Below are 14,556 nucleotides of genomic sequence, written 5' to 3'. Positions count from 1 at the left end.
CTCAAACACCCAAGGAGCGCAGCGCAATGAAGAACCCCCAAGCCACGAAGAACCTGCGCAAGGCCGCGCTGAAGACGCCGACGGGCCTCGGCGCGGATGCCACCCGCGATATCTCCGGTGCCCTGACCGTGCTTCTCGCGGACACCTTCGCGCTGTACCTGAAGACGAAGAACTTCCACTGGCACATGTCCGGTCCGCGCTTCCGCGACCTGCACCTGCTGCTCGACGAGCAGGCGACGGAACTCTTCGCCATCACCGACGACATCGCGGAGCGGGCCCGCAAGGTCGGCGGCACCACGCTTCGTTCGCTCGGCCACGCTGCGCGTTCGCAGCGCCTGTCCGACAACGATGCCGATTTCGTCACACCGCAGGACATGCTTGCCGAACTGCGCGACGACAACGAGCGCTTCGTCGGCTTCCTGCGTGAAGTGCACGGTGTCTGCGACGAGTACGGCGACGTCGCGACGGCGAGCCTGGTCGAAAACTGGATCGACCAGGCCGAACGCCGCGTATGGTTCCTGTTCGAGAGCGCGCGCGAGAATCCGTAAGGATTATTTCCTCGGCGTGGCGATGGCGCCGATCAGGTCCTTGCCGTCGCCACGCACGAGGTGCGGATACTTCAGGCCGCCGTGGTAATCCACCTTGACCGTCGCGTATTCCTCGATGTCCTTGATGAGGAACTCGATCGGCGTGCTGGTCGATTTCGCGGCTGCCACCGCATCCTTCAGCACCTGCGCCGAATAGTCCTTGCCGTTCACGGCGACGATGGTCGCGCCCGGCACGAGGCCCGCCTTCGCGGCAACGCCGTCCCATTGCGAATCGGTGACTTCGCCCTTGTCCGAGACCTGGATGCCGAGCGAGTAGGCGAGGTTGACCGTCTTGCGCACCTTCTCGGCGGTCTTCGCGAAGGGGGTGGGTTTATCGTCGTACACCAGCTTCCAGCCGCCGCCTTCGATACCGTGCTCGGGCAGCGTGTCGCCGGTGTAATCGAGCCGCTGGCGCAGGAACGTGGCCCAGTCATAGGGCTGTATGCCGTTCAGCGTGGAAATCACGTCCTCGAACGTATAGGTCTTCGGCGTGTAGCTGCCGTTGTCCATGCCGTAGAAGGCACGCGCGAATTCGTCGAGCGTATGTTTGCCGCCGGAAAGGTCGCGGATCTTCGTGTCGACGTCGAGCCAGAGCAACTGGCCCTCGGGGTAGTAATCCGAACTGCGGCGCAGGTTCGTCCAGCCGCGAGCGCGGCCTGCCGATAGCGGGATGCCGTCCGCGGTGTCCTGGAGCGAACGCCACGAACGCCCGGTGCGCGCCGACATGTCGGCGGCGATGCCGGCCAGCGAATCGCGCCATTGCGCCGTGGTCCAGATGCCGGACCGCGCGGTGAGCACGCCGGCCCAGTAGTCCGTGAGGCCTTCGTACACCCACAACAGGTCGTCCTGCATGGGTTCGGTGAACGTAGGTGTCCACAGATCGGCGGGGCGGCGGAACTTGCCGTTCCACGAATGGATGTACTCGTGCGGGAGGAGGGTGCCCGCGGCGACGTTCACGTCCGGATCGGTGAAGAAGTTCGCGTAGAGGCGGTCGTCGCTGGACTGGTGGTGCTCCAGGCCGAAGTGGCCCGTATGGTCGGACACCACCAGCAGGAAATCGTAGTGCCCGTAATGGTGCGCACCGAAAAGCTTGTTGGCCTGAACCACGAGCGCGCGCTGTTTGGCGATCTGCTCGTCGGTGGGCTTCACGCCGGCGGGCGTGTCCCCCGTGATGTCGAGGTGTACCGCGGTGTCCTGGCCCGGCGCGAGGTCGATGCGATTGAAGTACTTGCCCGTCATCAGGGGCGAATCGACCAGGTTCTCGAAGCTCACTGGCTTGAAGCGCACTTCGTTGCCCGACTGCGAGGCGGTTTCGAGGGCGGAGGCGTACTTCCAGCCCGCCGGCAGCGTGACGCTCGGTTCGATCGTGATGCGGCTGGTGTAGTGGCCCGCCGGATAGAAAGCCACCTCATTGAACGACAGGGGCACGTAGTTCGGCGTGGCCGGCGCAAGGTACTCGAAGGCGAGATCGAGTTTGTCCACGCCGTCGGGGACGTCCACGTGGAAGGCATACATCTCTTTCAGGTCGCGGCGCCAGGGAATGCGCTTGCCGTTCGCGGTGACGACGAAGCCGGCCACATTGGCCAGTGGTCCCGAGGGCGCGTGCACGCCGGGAATCCACTTGGGGTAGTAGAGGACCGCGTGCCCCGCGCTGACCGGAATGGTTTCGCGCACGTGGTAGAGGTGTTTCGACGCATCCGACAGGTCCACGTGCAGCGCAAGCGTGCCGGGGTAGGGCTGGTCGGCGGCGACCGGAAGCTCGGCGGCCGCGGCGTGGACGGTGGAAAAGGCCATCGCGGAAGCGACGGCGGCGGCGAGGGTGGCGCGGCGAAGCGGACGGCGCATGGCTCGGTTCCCTGACGATGGTCGACCCCCGATAGTCGGCGCCGGTCGGCGGCGGGAACCTGTGCCATAGGTCATGCACCGATAAGTTGCGTTTGAAACGGGGTACTTCCGCCCTTATCCGGCGCGTCGCTAGCATGGCGGCCATGAAAGCTCGCACGATGCGCCGCATCCTCAACGCCTGGCCGCCCTTCCTGTTCACCGGCATCCGCGTGGTCGCCCTCGACGACTATCGCTATGCGAAGGTCCGGCTGAAGCTCACCTGGTACAACCGCAACTACGTGCGCACGCACTTCGGCGGCAGCCTTTTCGCCATGACCGATCCGTTCTGGATGATCATGACGTTGAAGAGCCTGGGCAACGAATACATCGTGTGGGACCAGGCCGGCGAGATCCGCTTCGTGGCGCCGGGCAGGGAAGACGTCTACGCGGAATTCCGCATCGAGGAATCCGTGCTCGACGAACTGCGCGCGGCGACTGCCAACGGCGAAAAATGCCTGCGCTGGTTCGACACCGACATTCGTACCGCTTCCGGCGAACTCGTCGCGACGGTACGCAAGCAGCTCTACGTGCGCCGGAAGAAGCCGAAGCCCTAGCCGAGTCGGCCAAGCTGTGGGAGCCGCTTCAGCGGCGATAAGCCAACAAAGCGATGAAGCCGAGCGGCTCCCTCCGAGCCATCAGAACAGCAGCGACGCCATCTTGCGGCGGTACGTTCCGACGAGCTGCGCGTCGTCGATCGTGGCGAACGCGGCGAGCAGGCGCTTCTTTGCCTGGCCGTCCTGCCAGTCGCGCTGTCGCTTCAGGATGTCGATGAACTGATCCAGGCCGGCGGCGGCCTCGCCCTCGATGAGCAGGCGCACGCCGAGCAGGTCCCGCGCCTCCCAGTCGGCCTCGTCGGCCTGCACGCGCGAGCGCAGTGCTTCCAGCGACGGCGCACCGGCGAGGGCGCGCGCAAGCTCGAGCTGGCTGCGCAGCCGGACGGCCCGGGCATCCGTGGCGAGGTTGGCGGGAAGGGCGTCGAGTTCGGCCTGGGCGGGCTCCACCTGGCCTGCGCGCATGAGGGCAAGGGCCAGATCCAGTTTCAGTTCCGCGCGATCAGGATCGGCGGCGATGGCCTGCTGGAGGCGGTTGATGGCTTCCTCCGGCGTTTCGGCCGGTTTCGCTTCGGCTTCGGCTGCGGGTTCGGCGCCGTCCGCGGGCTGGATGCCGTGGCGGGTGAGGAACTCGCGGATCTGTCCTTCGGGAAGCGCCCCCGCGAATCCGTCGACGACCTGGCCGCCGCTGATGAGGACGACCGTGGGAATGCTGCGCACGCCGAACATGGCCGCCAGCTGCTGCTCAGCGTCGACGTCGATCTTTGCCAGGCGGAACGCACCGCTGTATTCGCCGGCAAGCTTTTCCAGGATGGGGCCGAGCGACTTGCAGGGGCCGCACCATTCGGCCCACAGGTCGACCAGGATCGGGGTCTGGAGGGAGGCCTCGATGACGTCCTTCTCGAACGCCTCGGTGGTCGCGTCGAAGACGTGTTCGCTACGGGTCTGGGCGCCGGTCACAGCATGCTCCTGGTACAAAGTTCGATGCCCCGAAAGTCGGGGAAGGCGGGCAGGATATCAAGCCCCGGCCGCCTGTTCGGCGGACATGCGCCCCTTCCGTCATGCGACGTTTACGCCGATTTGCGATCATAGGGAACGGCCCGTTGCGGCCTTCGACCGCTTGGACGGCATGCAAAGGACCCAAAACCTCATCGTCTGCGAACACTGCGACTCCGTTTATCGGAGGCGCAGTCTCGCCCGCGGCGAGGTGGCCGATTGCGTGGTCTGCGGCGCCGTGCTCGATCGACACCAGTGGCTCGGGGTGGACGCCCAGTTCGCCCTGATCTTCGCCGCCCTCATCGTCTTCGTCATCGCCAACGTGTCGCCCATCGTTACCCTCGGCCTGTCCGGGATGAAAGCGGCCACCACGCTGTGGGGGGCCGTGATCGCCATGTGGAACGACGGGGCGCAGATCGTCGCCTTCCTCAGCGCCATGACCCTGTTCTTCTTTCCGCTGGGCCAGATCCTCATCTTCGGCTGGGTGCTCTGGTTCGCCCGCAAGGGCATTCGTGCGCCGGGTTTCCCGCTGGCCATGTCCGCTCTCGTCAGGGTGAAGCCCTGGAGCATGATCGAGGTGTTCATGCTCGGTACGCTCGTGGCGGTGGTGAAGGCGCATACGTACTTCGACGTGGTGCCCGGCGCGGGCATATGGGCTTTCGGATTCCTGACCTTGCTGGTCACGGTGTTCTCCAGCCTCGACCCCAGGGAACTGTGGGATCTGACTGCGGAAGCGGAGGCATGAGCACGCCGCCGCGCGCGATCGATCTGGGCATGATGGCTTGCCACGTGTGCCGGCAGGTCACGGCGTACACGGAAGACCGTCACGCGCGTTGCCCGCGCTGCGGAAACACCTTGCACGCCCGCAAGCACGCCAGCGTGTCGCGCGCCTGGGCACTGCTGGTCGCCGCCGCGATCTTCTACATCCCGGCCAACGTGTTTCCCATCATGCGCACGCAGAGCATCTCGTCCAGGGACGACAACACGATCCTGAGCGGCATCATGGAACTCTGGCGGGCCGGCTCGCCGGGGCTGGCCGTCATCGTCTTCACGGCGAGCATCATCGTGCCCGTGCTGAAGTTCCTCATCATGGGCTTCCTGCTGGTGACGGTGCAGCGATCGAGCGGCATGGTCGCGCGGCAGCGGGCCCGGCTTTACCGCTTCGTGGAGCTGGTGGGGTACTGGTCGATGCTCGACGTGTTCGTCGTGGCGATCCTTTCCGCGCTGGTCCACTTCAAGATATTGAGCCGCGTCGAGCCGTTGCCCGGCGTGGTCTATTTCGGCATCGTCGTGGTGCTCACGATGCTGTCGGCCATGAGTTTCGATCCCAGGCTGATCTGGGACAACAGGAAATCGCAATGAGCGACACCAACGTAGGAAGCACGCCACCCGACGACGACTTGCCGCAGCCGGTCGTGCGCAAGTCGAAACTGGGGTTCTCGCTGATCTGGCTGGTGCCGATCGTGGCGGCCCTGGTGGGCATCTCGCTCCTGGTCAGCCACTTCATGTCGGCGGGCCCCCAGATCACGGTGTCCTTCCTGACCGCGGAAGGCATCGAGGCGGGCAAGACCCAGGTGAAATACAAGAACGTGGTGATCGGCAAGGTCACCACGATGCGCCTGTCCAAGGACCGCACCCATATCTCGGTCATGATCGACCTCGACAAGGACGCGCGTGCCTTCGCCACGAAGGGCACGCGCTATTGGGTGGTGCGGCCGCGCATCGGTGCCAGCGGCGTTTCCGGCATCGACACGCTGCTTTCCGGCGCCTTCATCGGTGCCGACGCCGGCGACTCCGACCAGGAGCAGAACGAGTTCACCGGCCTGGAAACGCCGCCAGCCGTCACCCACGGTGCCCCGGGCAGGCGCTTCGTGCTCCATGCCGGCGACCTCGGCTCGCTGGATATCGGCTCGCCGGTGTACTACCGTCGCATCCAGGTCGGCCGCATCGTGTCCTACGAACTGGACAAGGACGGGAAGGGCGTGTCCCTGCAGTTGTTCATCGACGGTCCGAACGACCGCTTCGTGTCGAAGGACTCGCGCTTCTGGAACGCCAGCGGCGTGGACGTGTCGCTCGGTGCAGACGGTCTGAAGATGAACACCCAATCGCTCGCCACGGTGATCGCCGGCGGCGTGGCGTTCCAGGACCCGCCGGGGCCGCACCAGGCCGAGGTGGCACCGGAAATGTCCGAGTACACGTTGTTCAACGACGAGGCCACGGCGCTCGCCCCGCCAGACGGCAAGCCGCGCTACATCCGCATGCGCTTCGAACATTCGCTGCGCGGGCTGGCCGTGGACGCGCCGGTCGAATTCCTGGGCGTGAAGGTAGGCAGGGTCGTATCGGTCAACCTCGACTATGACCCCGCGACGCATTCCTTCCCCGTCGTGGTGGGGGCGCTGGTGTATCCGCAACGGCTCGGCCAGGCGCACGAAAAACTGGCCAAGGCGGTCGGCGGCGACGACGACACGCTGTTCCCGCGCATCATGGCCGGGCTGGTGGCGCACGGCATGCGCGCGCAGGCCCGCAGCGGCAACCTGCTCACCGGGCAGCTCTATATCGCGCTCGACTTCGATCCGAAGGCTAAGAAGGTGGCGTTCGACCCGCGGGCGAAACCGGTGGAGATCCCCACCACGCCGGGCGACTTCGATCATCTGCAGGAGCAGATTTCCAGCATCGTGGACAAGGTGGAGAAGATCCCCTTCGATTCGATCGGCCGCAACCTGGACGGCAGCCTGAAGGAACTGCACGGCACGTTGAAGCAGGTGAACGGCGACCTCCTGCCCGAGGCGAAGAAGACGCTGCAAGGCGTGAACCGCACGGTGGGTACGGCCAACGACGCGCTTTCCGAGAACTCGCCGTTGCAGCAGAACATCGCCAACACGCTGGAGGAACTGCAGCGAACGGTGCGCTCGGTGCGCGCGTTCACCGATTACCTGGGCCGCCATCCGGAAGCGCTGTTGCGCGGTCGTGGCGCCGACGCGCCGCCGAAGATCGTTACCCCGTCCGCCAAGCAGGGCAAGGAAGAACAGCCATGATCCATTCCCTCCGCCTCGCCGGCGTCGTGCTCCTCGTGGCCGGTCTGGGTGCCTGTGCCTCGGCGCCCACGCACTTCCACACGCTGGTGCCCCCGTCGGCACCCCTGCCGGCGGCGACCGCATCTTTCGCCATCGACGTGCTGCCCGTGGCCGTGCCGCCGCAGGTCGATCAGCCAGCCCTCGTGCTTCGGCAGGGTGCCACCGGCATCGCCGTGCTGGACGGAGAGCGCTGGGCCTCGCCGCTGGGCGACGAGATCCGCGGCGCGCTCTCTGCCGACCTTGCCGCCCGCCTGGGTACCCACGACATGCACGGCCTGCCGCGCGGCAAGGATGCGAAGGTGGTGCGCGTGCAACTCGACGTGCGCCGCTTCGATTCGGAGGTGGGTGGGAGCGCCACGCTGGAAGCCTCCTGGTCCGTGCGTGGCGCGGACGGCGTTTCGGCGAATTGCGCCTCGCGCGTGTCGGAACCGGCGGGTTCGAGCTACGACAGCCTCGTGGAGGCCCACCAGCGCGTGCTGGGCACTGTGGCCGACCAGGTGGCGACCGCGGTGCGCTCGGTGGCCGCCGGCCAGCCGGCGACCTGCGCCGCGATCTAGGTGTGCTCTCTGTGGGAGCCGGCTTCGCCGGCGATCCCGCGGCAGCGGGCAGGCTCGGCGCAAGCACTCATCGCCGCTGAAGCGGCTCCCACATAACGCTTGTATGGCCCACTGCAGCCCTCAAGGCTTGGCCTTCCTGCCCCCGTGGGATAGTCTCCCGCGACTGACCGCCGCGTTTTCCTCGCGGCCACCCGAGCATCCCCACCGGTACCGAACACCATGCAGGACACCCACGATCAGGGCACGCGCGAGCAGGGCGGTTACGCCCCGGACGTCGTCGAGGCCGCCGCCCAGCGCTTCTGGAACGAGACGCGCGCCTTCGAAGTGAGCGAAGACACGGGCAAGCCGAAGTACTACTGCCTCTCGATGCTTCCGTATCCCTCGGGTGCCCTGCACATGGGCCATGTGCGGAACTACACCATCGGCGACGTGATCAGCCGCTTCCAGCGCCAGCAGGGCCGCAACGTCCTCCAGCCCATGGGCTGGGACGCCTTCGGCCTGCCTGCCGAAAACGCCGCGATCAAGAACCGCACCGCGCCCGCCAAGTGGACGTACAAGAACATCGAACACATGCGCGAGCAGTTGAAGCGCATGGGCTTCGCGTACGACTGGACCCGCGAGGTCACCACCTGCAAGCCGGAGTACTACCGCTGGGAACAGCTGATGTTCACGCGGCTGATGAAGAAGGGGCTGGTGTACCGCAAGAACAGCGTCGTGAACTGGGACCCTGTCGACCAGACCGTGCTGGCGAACGAGCAGGTGATCGACGGGCGCGGCTGGCGCTCCGGTGCGCTGGTGGAAAAGCGTGAGATTCCGCAGTGGTTCCTCAAGATCACCGCGTACGCCCAGGAACTGCTCGACGGTCTGGACACGCTGCCCGGCTGGCCGGATGCGGTGAAGACCATGCAGCGCAACTGGCTGGGCCGTTCCGAGGGCCTGGAGATTTCCTTCGACGTGGACGGCTGGAGCGAACCGCTCACCGTGTTCACGACGCGTCCCGATACCTTGATGGGGGCGTCCTATCTCGCCGTGGCCGCCGAGCATCCGATCGCCACGCATGCCGCCGAAGGCAACCAGGGCCTTGCCGAGTTCATTGAAAGCTGCAAGGCCGGTGGCGTGTCCGAAGCCGAGCTCGAGACGCAAGAAAAGCGCGGCTATTACACGGGCGTGGACGCCACCCACCCGATCACGGGCGAGAAGCTGCCCATCTGGGTCGCGAACTTCGTGCTCATGGGCTACGGCACGGGCGCCGTGATGGCCGTACCGGCCCACGACCAGCGTGACTGGGAATTCGCGCAGAAGTATTCGCTGCCGATCAGGATGGTGGTGGTCGACCGCGGGGTCGTCGACGCCGTGGCCGAACTGAAGCGCGACCTCGCCGCCCAGGGCACCGACACCGTCCAGAACGCCCTCGATGGTGGCGCTTCCGACGCTTACCAGTCGTCCGCCGCGGTGGAAACCGTGAAGGCGTTCGAGGCCCGCATCCAGACGGTCGAGGCCTATACGGAGTACGGCACCCTCATCCATTCCGGCGAGTTCGACGGTCTGGAATTCAAGGAAGCCTTCGAGGCCATCGCGGCGAAGCTCGCGGCGCTCGGCCGCGGCGAGCGCCGGGTGAACTGGCGCATTCGCGACTGGGGCGTGAGCCGGCAGCGCTATTGGGGCTGCCCGATTCCGGCGATCTACTGCCCCACCTGCGACGTGGTGCCGGTGCCCGAAGACCAGCTGCCCGTGGTGCTGCCCGAAGACGTCGAGTTCTCCGGCGTGCAGTCGCCGATCAAGGCGGACCCCGAATGGCGCAAGACCACCTGCCCGAACTGCGGTGGCCCGGCAGAGCGCGAAACCGACACCTTCGACACCTTCATGGAGTCCAGCTGGTACTACGCGCGCTACACCAGCCCCGGTGCGAACGCGATGGTGGATGAGCGCGCGAACTACTGGGCCCCGGTCGACCAGTACATCGGCGGCATCGAGCACGCGATCCTGCACCTGCTGTATTTCCGCTTCTATCACAAGCTCATGCGTGACGAGGGCATGGTGCACGGCGACGAGCCGGCCACGAACCTGTTGTGCCAGGGCATGGTGATCGCCGAAACCTACTTCCGGAAAGCAGCCGACGGCTCCGCCACGTGGTTCAACCCCGCCGACGTGGACGTGCAGCGCGACGAGCGCGCGCGCATCGTGGGTGCCGTGCTGCGCGCGGACGGCAAGCCCGTGGAGATCGGCGGCGTGGAAAAGATGTCCAAGTCGAAGAACAACGGCGTGGACCCCCAGTCGATGGTCGAGAAGTACGGCGCCGATACCGTGCGCCTGTTCTCGATGTTCGCCGCGCCGCCGGATCAGTCCCTGGAATGGAACGAAGCGGGCGTGGAAGGCATGGCGCGCTTCCTGCGTCGGCTGTGGCGCGACGTGTCGGCACATGCCGAATCGGTCCCCGCGGCCGGAGTCCCCGGCGACGAGCGTGCCCGCAAGGCGCTGCGCCGCCAGTTGCACGAGACGATCCAGAAGGTCGGCGACGACATCGGCCGCCGGCAGTCGTTCAACACGGCGATCGCGGCTCTCATGGAACTGCTGAACGCGCTGGGCAAGTTCGACGACGCCAGCGCCGAGGGCGCTGCGCTGCGCCAGGAGGCGTTCACCGCCATGGTGCAGCTCATCAACCCCTTCACGCCGCACGTGGCGCATGCCCTGTGGCAGGTGCTGGGCCATGGGGAAACCCTGGTCGAGGACGCCGGCTGGCCCCAGGTGGACGCGGCGGCCCTGGTTCGCGACTCCCTGACCTACGCGGTGCAGGTGAACGGCAAGCTTCGCGCTACCATCGAGGTGCCGGCATCGGCCTCGAAGGACGAGGCGGAAGCCATGGCGCGGGCCGAGCCGAACGTGGCCCGCCTGCTCGAAGGCCAGACCGTGCGCAAGGTGATCGTCGTGCCCGGCAAGATCGTCAACATCGTCGCAGGATAACCATGAGCCCGAACCTCCTCCGTTCGTTCAGCATCGCAGCGCTCCTGTCGGTCGCGGCCCTGCTCGCCGGCTGCGGCTTCCACCTCCGGCAGACCGCCTCGCTGCCGCCGGGCATGAAGAAGATTCACCTCACGGTGTCCGGTGGCGGCAAGCTCGACCGCGACCTCCGGCGCGCGCTGGAGAACTCGGACGCTACCGTCGTCGACGAACCGGCGCCGGACGCGGCGGAGCTGACGATTACCTCGAATAACTTCCGTACCGATTCGCTCACCGTGAGCGGCACGGCACGCGTCACCGAATACGCGGTGCGCTACCACGTCGACTTCAACGCCAAGGCAGCCGACGGTACGGTCATCATTCCCTCGCAGGGCGTCGATATGTCGCGCGAGTTCAGCTACGACGCGACCAATACCATCGGCACCGCCAGCCAGACCGAGGAGCTGCAACGCAGCCTCATCGGCGACATGGTCCAGGCGATCCTGTTCCGCCTGCAGGCCGCCGCGGACCATCCCGCCCTGGCAGCGCCTCCGCAGGCGTCGGCGCCGTCCCACTAAGCAGGCGACGCTCGTGCCCTTGAATGCTATGCAGTGGCAGAAGCACCTCGCGGGCGACCGCATGGCGCCGGTGTACCTGCTGGCGGGCGAGGAACTGCTGGTGCTCGAGGCTGCGGACGCTGTCCGTGCGATGGCGCGGCGGCTGGGTTACAGCGAGCGCGACGTACTCGAAGCGGACAGCCGGTTCGACTGGGACGACCTCGCGCGTGCCTCGGCGGGCTTGTCGCTGTTCGCCACGCAACGCCTGCTCGATCTGCGTCTGGCCGGCGGTCGCGCAGGCAAGGACGGCGGCGCGGCGATCACGGCCTTCGCGAGCGATCCGCCGCCCGACACCACGCTGCTGATCACCGCCACGGAGTGGAGCAGCAAGCATGAGGGGGCCTGGACGAAGGCCGTCGATCAAGCCGGCGTGCAAGTGGTCTTCAATGCGCCGCGCCCGCACGAGTGGACACAGTGGATTGGCGCGCGCCTCGCGTCGCGCGGGCTGAAGGCCACGCCCGATGCGGTCGCCATGCTCGCCGAGCGGGTGGAGGGCAACCTCCTGGCCGCCGCCCAGGAAGTCGACAAGCTCGTCGTGCTCGCGGGCGACCGTCCGCTCGACGCTGCCACACTGGAAAGCCTGGTCGCCGACAGCGCCCGCTTCGATGCCTTCAAGCTCACCGATGCCGCATTCGCGGGGGAGGGTGGCCGCGCGCTTCGCATCCTTGCCGGCCTTCGTGCGGAGGGCGATGAGCTCATCGCCCTCATGGGCTGGCTGGTGAACCAGTTGCAGCTCGCCATGCGCCTCGCGAACGCGCGGGATTTCGGCGCACAGGCAAAGGCCGAACGGCTGTGGCCGGCCCGGGAGCAGCTTTTCCGCAAGGCCCTGCGCCGCGCGCCGCGCGAACACTGGATGGCCTGCCTGGCCCGGGCCGCGCGCATCGACCGCATGGCCAAGGGACGCGAGCAGGGCGATCCGTGGCTGGAGGCGGAGCGCCTCATCGCGGCGATCGCCGAGCCCAGGGCCGCGGCTGCCTTCGCATGACCGCCATGCGACCGCTCGCGATCCTCGGCGGCACCTTCGATCCCGTTCATCACGGGCACCTACGTGCCGCCTGGGAGGCGGCCGAGGCCTTGGACGCCGAGGTGCGCCTCGTACCGGCGCGGACACCGCCGCACCGACCGCCTCCCGTGGCCGATGCGGCCGGGCGCGTGGCCCTGCTGCGCGCGGCATTGGCCGGCCAGAACCGCTTGACCCTCGACACCCGGGAGTTGGACCGCGACGGGCCGTCCTACACGGTGGATACGCTGGCGTCCCTGCGCGCCGACATCGGCCCCGACCGGCCGCTGGTGCTGCTGGTCGGGGCCGATGCCTTCGCTGGCCTGGCCTCCTGGCATCTGTGGCAGGACCTCTTCACGTTCGCGCACGTGGGCGTGCTGACCCGTCCCGGCGGCGGCAGTCACGAGCCGACGGGCCCGCTGGCGAACTTCGTCGCAGGGCGCCGCGCGGAGCGTGTGCGCGGCCCGGCCGGGGCGGTGGTGCACATCGCCATCACCCCCCTGGATATCGCCGCCACGGCGATCCGGGAATCCTTCGCGGCAGGCGGCGAGCCACGCTTCCTGCTGCCGACGGCATGTTTCGAGGACGAGGCGCTGCTGGCGCCTTACCGGGCGCTGGGGCAGCCCTCGTAGTACCCGCTTCTTGTGGGAGCCGCTTCAGCGGCGATGGGTGCTCGCGGCGAGCTTGCCCGCTGCCGCGGGATCGCCGGCACAGCCGGCTCCCACAGTGGCATACCCGGCCATGCCGGCTCCTGGGGGGCATACCCTGTTCGTCCACATTACCTGCCGGGGCATTTGACGCGGCCGGAACGCTCGGGCGTTATACTGCGCCCAACCCCGGCATCCCGCCGTACGAGGTTCCCGCATCTTGAGTTCGACCGCATCCCGCAAGGCCAAATCCGCCGCCAGCAACGAGCACCTCCGCCAGCGCGTGGTCGCCGCCCTCGAAGACCTCAAGGCCAAGGACGTTCGGGAAATCGATGTCCGCGGCAAAACCTCCATCGCAGACATCCTGTTCATCGCGTCGGGCACCTCCGCCCGGCACGTGAAATCGATCGCCGACGAAGTCATCAAGTTCGCCAAGGAAGCGGGCGTGATGCCGCTGGGCGTCGAAGGCCAGACCGAGGCCGAATGGGTGCTGGTCGACCTGGGTGACATCATCGTGCACGTGATGATGCCGCGCATCCGCGAGTTCTACGGCCTGGAACGCCTGTGGACCGTGGGCGACGACGGCGCCGAAGCCGCGAACGACTGAGCCCGCCGTGCGGGCTCGCCTCATCGCCGTCGGCGAACGCATGCCGGCCTGGGTGGCCGAAGGCTTCGCCGAGTACCGCAAGCGGCTGTCGCACGAACTTCCGCTCGAGCTGATCGAGATCAAACCCGGCGTGCGCGGCAAGGGCCGCGACGATGCCCGGGCCATGCTGGACGAAGGCGCCGCCATCCTCGCCGCCTTGCCGCGCGATATCCACGTCGTGGCGCTGGACGGGCGCGGCAAGCCCTGGAGCAGCGAAGACCTGGGCCAGCAGCTTCAGCAATGGCGCATGGGCGGCCGCGACCTCGCCTTCCTCATCGGCGGCCCGGACGGCCATGCGCCGGACGTGCTGGCCCGCGCCGACCAGCGCTGGTCCCTGGGGCCGCTGACCTTGCCGCACATGCTGGTGCGGCTGGTGCTCGCGGAGCAGCTCTACCGCGCCACGACGCTCGTGGCCGGACACCCTTACCACCGCGCCTGACGAAGACCCCAAGGAACCGCCGTGCTGTACCTGGCCTCGCAATCGCCGCGCCGCCGCGACCTCCTCGACCAGCTGGGCGAGCCGCATCGCACGCTCCATGTGGACGTGGAGGAAACGCGCGGGACAGGCGAATCGCCCGACGACTATGTGGCGCGCGTGGCGCTGGACAAGGCACGCGCCGGGTTCGCGCTGGTGGCGGGGGAGCCCGACGCCCGGGTGCTCGGCGCGGACACCGAGGTGGTGCTCGGCGACGAGGTGTTCGGCAAGCCGCGCGATGCGGCCGATGCCTCCGCCATGCTGCGCCGGCTCGCGGGGCGCGAGCATCGGGTGATTTCCGCCGTGTGGCTGGTGCACGCCGGTGGCGAACGCCGCGCACGGTCGGTTTCCACCGTGCGTTTCGCCCCGCTCTCGGACGCCGATATCGCCGCCTACGTGGCCACGGGCGAATGCCTGGGCAAGGCCGGCGCCTATGCCATCCAGGGCCGCGCCGCGGCCTTCATCGAACACCTTTCCGGCAGTTATTCAGGTGTCATGGGCCTGCCGCTCCACGAAACCTCCCGCCTGCTGCGCGGTCAGTGACAGGCCCTCGCAGGGCGGGCTATAAAGCATGACGACGGAAGG

General features: G+C 67.5%; 15 protein-coding genes. 13 read left to right on the top strand and 2 right to left on the bottom strand.

Annotated elements, in window-relative coordinates; genetic code table 11:
- The first annotated feature begins 26 nt into the window (after positions 1-26).
- Complete coding sequence (locus HBF26_RS10480) at positions 27-548, top strand: Dps family protein (protein ID WP_167022210.1); 522 nt, start codon at positions 27-29, stop codon at positions 546-548.
- Between the two features lie 3 nt (positions 549-551).
- Here HBF26_RS10480 and HBF26_RS10475 read toward each other — a convergent pair whose 3' ends face one another.
- Positions 552-2,432: a M61 family metallopeptidase gene (locus HBF26_RS10475; protein WP_167125766.1), complete on the bottom strand. Its 1,881-nt coding sequence runs from the start codon at positions 2,430-2,432 to the stop codon at positions 552-554.
- A 143-nt stretch (positions 2,433-2,575) separates the two neighbouring features.
- Between HBF26_RS10475 and HBF26_RS10470 the strand changes: the two genes are divergently transcribed.
- Positions 2,576-3,025, top strand: a complete 450-nt coding sequence (locus HBF26_RS10470) for a DUF4442 domain-containing protein (RefSeq protein WP_167125764.1) — start codon at positions 2,576-2,578, stop codon at positions 3,023-3,025.
- Positions 3,026-3,106: 81 nt separating this feature from the next.
- Here HBF26_RS10470 and trxA read toward each other — a convergent pair whose 3' ends face one another.
- Positions 3,107-3,982, bottom strand: a complete 876-nt coding sequence (trxA, locus tag HBF26_RS10465; RefSeq protein WP_167125762.1) for a thioredoxin — start codon at positions 3,980-3,982, stop codon at positions 3,107-3,109.
- 169 nt (positions 3,983-4,151) lie between these two features.
- Between trxA and HBF26_RS10460 the strand changes: the two genes are divergently transcribed.
- From HBF26_RS10460 to HBF26_RS10410, 11 genes are all read left to right on the top strand, one after another.
- A complete protein-coding gene (locus tag HBF26_RS10460; RefSeq protein WP_167125760.1) occupies positions 4,152-4,763 on the top strand; it encodes a paraquat-inducible protein A in 612 nt (203 codons plus the stop codon).
- Positions 4,760-5,380 carry a paraquat-inducible protein A gene (locus HBF26_RS10455; protein WP_167125759.1) on the top strand — a complete coding sequence of 207 codons (621 nt, stop codon included), beginning with the start codon at positions 4,760-4,762 and terminating at the stop codon, positions 5,378-5,380. The genes HBF26_RS10460 and HBF26_RS10455 overlap by 4 nt, the downstream gene beginning before the upstream one ends.
- The gene (locus HBF26_RS10450; RefSeq protein ID WP_167125757.1) at positions 5,377-7,053 is read left to right on the top strand and encodes a PqiB family protein; all 1,677 of its coding nucleotides are present in this window, start codon (positions 5,377-5,379) and stop codon (positions 7,051-7,053) included. Before HBF26_RS10455 ends, HBF26_RS10450 begins: the two co-directional genes overlap by 4 nt.
- Positions 7,050-7,649 (top strand): PqiC family protein, encoded by a 600-nt coding sequence (locus tag HBF26_RS10445; protein WP_167125755.1) that lies wholly within the window; start codon positions 7,050-7,052, stop codon positions 7,647-7,649. The genes HBF26_RS10450 and HBF26_RS10445 overlap by 4 nt, the downstream gene beginning before the upstream one ends.
- Before the next feature lie 219 nt (positions 7,650-7,868).
- Positions 7,869-10,610 carry a leucine--tRNA ligase gene (gene leuS / locus HBF26_RS10440; RefSeq protein WP_167125753.1) on the top strand — a complete coding sequence of 914 codons (2,742 nt, stop codon included), beginning with the start codon at positions 7,869-7,871 and terminating at the stop codon, positions 10,608-10,610.
- A 2-nt stretch (positions 10,611-10,612) separates the two neighbouring features.
- Positions 10,613-11,164, top strand: coding sequence for an LPS-assembly lipoprotein LptE (locus HBF26_RS10435; protein WP_167125751.1), 552 nt, complete (start codon positions 10,613-10,615; stop codon positions 11,162-11,164).
- Between the two features lie 28 nt (positions 11,165-11,192).
- Entirely contained in the window at positions 11,193-12,188 is a 996-nt protein-coding gene (gene holA, locus HBF26_RS10430) for a DNA polymerase III subunit delta (RefSeq protein ID WP_193569879.1), read from the top strand.
- Between the two features lie 5 nt (positions 12,189-12,193).
- Positions 12,194-12,835 carry a nicotinate-nucleotide adenylyltransferase gene (gene nadD, locus HBF26_RS10425; protein ID WP_167126513.1) on the top strand — a complete coding sequence of 214 codons (642 nt, stop codon included), beginning with the start codon at positions 12,194-12,196 and terminating at the stop codon, positions 12,833-12,835.
- 235 nt (positions 12,836-13,070) lie between these two features.
- The gene (rsfS, locus tag HBF26_RS10420) at positions 13,071-13,457 is read left to right on the top strand and encodes a ribosome silencing factor (protein WP_167125747.1); all 387 of its coding nucleotides are present in this window, start codon (positions 13,071-13,073) and stop codon (positions 13,455-13,457) included.
- A gap of 7 nt (positions 13,458-13,464) precedes the next feature.
- A complete protein-coding gene (rlmH, locus tag HBF26_RS10415) occupies positions 13,465-13,935 on the top strand; it encodes a 23S rRNA (pseudouridine(1915)-N(3))-methyltransferase RlmH (protein WP_167125745.1) in 471 nt (156 codons plus the stop codon).
- A gap of 21 nt (positions 13,936-13,956) precedes the next feature.
- On the top strand, positions 13,957-14,514 hold the full coding sequence (locus HBF26_RS10410) for a Maf family nucleotide pyrophosphatase (protein ID WP_167125743.1): 558 nt from the start codon (positions 13,957-13,959) through the stop codon (positions 14,512-14,514).
- Positions 14,515-14,556 lie beyond the last annotated feature (42 nt).

The organism is Luteibacter jiangsuensis (genome assembly GCF_011742555.1).
GTDB classification, from domain to species: Bacteria; Pseudomonadota; Gammaproteobacteria; order Xanthomonadales; family Rhodanobacteraceae; genus Luteibacter; species Luteibacter jiangsuensis.
This window is presented reverse-complemented; position numbering and strand designations above follow the sequence as displayed.